General features: G+C 76.1%; 2 protein-coding genes. One reads left to right on the top strand and one right to left on the bottom strand.

Features of this window, described 5'->3' with window-relative positions; all coding sequences use genetic code 11:
- The first annotated feature begins 232 nt into the window (after positions 1-232).
- The gene (locus ACIQCH_RS38355) at positions 233-1,294 is read left to right on the top strand and encodes an ATP-dependent DNA ligase (protein ID WP_402589002.1); all 1,062 of its coding nucleotides are present in this window, start codon (positions 233-235) and stop codon (positions 1,292-1,294) included.
- A gap of 123 nt (positions 1,295-1,417) precedes the next feature.
- Here ACIQCH_RS38355 and ACIQCH_RS38350 read toward each other — a convergent pair whose 3' ends face one another.
- Entirely contained in the window at positions 1,418-2,857 is a 1,440-nt protein-coding gene (locus tag ACIQCH_RS38350; protein WP_402589001.1) for an NAD(P)-binding protein, read from the bottom strand.
- Positions 2,858-3,179: the final 322 nt, after the last annotated feature.

Below are 3,179 nucleotides of genomic sequence, written 5' to 3'. Positions count from 1 at the left end.
AGGCCAGGGCGAAGCCCCAAAGCCCCTGGGGTGGGCCTGCCGCAGGGCCTGCAGGCCGCCCCCGTCAAGCGCCGAGGGGACCCACACACCACGGGGCGGCCCCACGAAGCGAGCCCACCCCGGCACCAGCACCAGGACCGGCACCGGCACCGGCACCCTCCCCGAAGCGAGCCCACCCGCCCAGCCCCCGCCCCACCAGGCGCCCGCACCCCCCACCCCGCAGAATCGTCGTATGGACCTGCCGGTGATGCCGCCCGTCAAGCCGATGCTCGCCAAGTCCGTGGCCCGGATCCCGGAGGGGATGCAGTACGAGGCCAAGTGGGACGGCTTCCGCTGCATCGTCTTCCGCGACGGCGCCGAGGTCGAGCTGGGCAGCCGTACCGGCAAGCCGCTGACCCGCTACTTCCCCGAGTTGGTGGCCGCCCTGCGGGCGAACCTGCCCGAGCGCTGCGTCATGGACGGCGAGATCGTGATCGCGTACGACGGGCGGCTGGACTTCGACCGGCTCACCGAGCGCATCCACCCGGCCGCCTCCCGGGTGAACCTGCTCGCCGAACGGACCCCCGCCAGCTTCGTGGCCTTCGACCTGCTCGCCCTCGGTGACACCGACCTGCGGGCGGCCCCGCTCACCGAGCGCCGCGCCGCCCTCGCGGACGCCCTGGGCCCGGCCGGGCCACCGGTGCACCTGGCCCCGGCCACCACCGACGCCGCACTCGCCCAGGAGTGGTTCGAACGGTTCGAGGGCGCCGGGCTCGACGGGGTCGTCGCCAAGCCCCTCGACCTCCCCTACCGGCCGGACGCCCGCGTCATGTTCAAGATCAAGCACGAGCGGACCGCCGACACCGTGGTGGCGGGCTACCGCTTCCACAAGAGCGGCCCGGTGCTCGGCTCGCTGCTGCTGGGCCTGTACGACGCCCGGGGCGCGCTCCAGCACGTCGGCGTGTGCGCCGCGTTCCCCATGAAGCGCCGCGCCGAACTGGTCGAGGAACTGGAGCCGCTGCGGCTCGCCGACCTGTCGGACCACCCGTGGGCGGCCTGGACGGACGACAGCGCCCACGAGGCCGCCCGGCTGCCCGGCGCCCCCAGCCGCTGGTCCGGCAAGAAGGACCTCTCCTGGGTCCCGCTGCGACCCGAGCGCGTCGTGGAGGTCGCCTACGACCACATGGAGGGCGACCGGTTCCGGCACACCGCCCAGTTCCGCCGCTGGCGCCCCGACCGCACGCCCGACAGCTGCACGTACGCGCAGTTGGAGGAGGTCCCCCGCTACGACCTGGCCGAGGTCCTCGGCGGGTGAGCCGGGGGTACGGACCCGCAGCACGAACCCGCATGACAACCCGGCCCGACGGGCCCGCACAACACACCCGCGCAACACGCCCGCACGCCATGCCGGTACCCGCCGTGCCTACGCGTCGGCCCTTCACCCCGTCGCGAGCTTCTCCCAGGTAGCCCGATCCGGCCCGGCGGTGTTCGGGACGTAGTCGGGCCGGTCGGCGAGCCAGCGGGCGACGCGGGCCTTCACGTCGGGGTCCGCGTACGCCCGTGCGGGGGTCTCCGCCAGGTGCCTGACCCGGGCCCTGGCCCGCATCACCACCGGGTCGGTGAGCGCGCACTCGAAGAGGGCCGCCGTCTCGCGGGGCGCGGCGGCCGGGGCGGCCGTGCCGCCCAGCGCGCCGATGCCGAAGCGCTGGTCGAGCGCGGCGTCGGCCACGACCTGGAAGTCGAACCACGGCCGCAGGGTGGCCCGTGCCCAGGCCTGGTAGCCGGCGGCGAAGCCGACCGAGCGGGGCTCCTCGTGGGCGGTCGTGGCCACCCGGCGGGCGGCCCACAGGGCGAGGGACACGCCCTGGCCCAGGGTGGGGTTGGTGTGGGTGATGGCGTCACCCACCGGGACCAGGCCGGTGACGACCGGTCCGTGCCCGTCGGCGAGCGCGCTCCAGCGGTTGTCGAGCGCCGCGGTGGCGATGACGTCCGACAGCGGCCGCGCGCCGATGTCCAGCCAGGCCGCGGCCGGAGGGAAGGTGCGGGCGGCGGCTTCGAAGACGGCCGGATCGCGCAGGGCGGCGCGGGTGGGGTCCGTGGTGTGGACGAACAGGGTCACGGCGAAGGTGCCGTTGTCGGCCGGGAACACCGCGCAGCCCGCGAACCGCCCGCCCGCCACCGCCCACGGCCGCCGCGGCCCGTCCGACAGTCCCTCGGGCAGCCGGTACCAGCGGCACAGGTACGCCAGCCCCGTCCGGTGCCGCTCGACGAGCGGTGGGCGGCAGCCCGCGTCGGCCAGCCAGCGCTCCACGTCACCGCGCCGGCCGCCGGCCGCCACCGTCAGTTCCCCCTCCCGGCTGCCCGAAGCGGTCCGGACGCCCGTCACGCGGGGCGGGGCCCCGGCCCGGTCGCGTACGGCCACCAGGCCGCGGACCCGCTCACCGTGGTGGGCGGTGATGCCCGGCTCGGCGCGGACGGCGGCGCCGAGGGCGCTCTCCAGCACGATCCGGCGGGCCTGAACCGTCACGAGGTCCTCGTCCCCGGGGCGGGCCGGCGGCCGCTCGTCGAACCAGTCGAGGTCGTGCCGTTCGCGCGCGCCGAGCTCCAGCATCCGGGCGTACACGTCCGGCAGTTCGGCGCGCAGCACCGTGCGGGCGGCGCCGAGCAGGGCGTGCGGCTGGGTCGCCTGCGGGACGGCGGGCCGGTGGCGTCCGAAGAAGGCGCGGTCGAGCGCCTCCCGGTCGAGGGCGCCGGCCGGGTCCGCCCCGGGGGCACGCGGGTCCCCCTCGAACAGTTCGACGGTGTGGCCGTACCGCGCGGCGAGCAGCGCGGTCGCGAGCCCGCCGATCCCGCCTCCGACCACCAGGACGTGCGTCATGTGCCTCCCCCTTCGCAGGCCCCTCGGGGGCCTCGCGGATCCTGACTCCCCCGTGTCCGCACCGCCCCAAGAGCTTGCGCGGGGCGGGGCGGGGTGAAACCAGTCGGTGGGGGCGGGGCGGGGTGGGGGTGGGGGCGGGGCGCGGTGGGGGGGTAGGCCGGTGGGGAGTGCAGGTTTGTTGGGAGTGCAGGTTTGTTGGGAGTGCACGTTCAAGCAAAAGCCGTACCGCGGGTCCCGTGGTGTGTGGGTCCCCTCGGCGCTTGACCCGGTATGGCCTGCAGGCCCTGCGGCAGGCCCACCCCTGGGGCAAGGGGGCTCCGCC

The sequence above is a fragment of the Streptomyces sp. NPDC093225 genome, from assembly GCF_044753805.1.
Classification (GTDB): Bacteria; Actinomycetota; Actinomycetes; order Streptomycetales; family Streptomycetaceae; genus Streptomyces.
Note: the sequence above shows the minus strand (reverse complement) of the source record. Positions and strands in the feature narration are given on the sequence as shown.

Excerpts from the sequence above, each read along its gene's own strand:
- ACIQCH_RS38350 (WP_402589001.1), bottom strand. The coding sequence starts at position 2,857 with ATGACGCACGTCCTGGTGGTCGGAGGCGGGATCGGCGGGCTCGCGACC.
- ACIQCH_RS38355 (WP_402589002.1), top strand. The coding sequence starts at position 233 with ATGGACCTGCCGGTGATGCCGCCCGTCAAGCCGATGCTCGCCAAGTCC.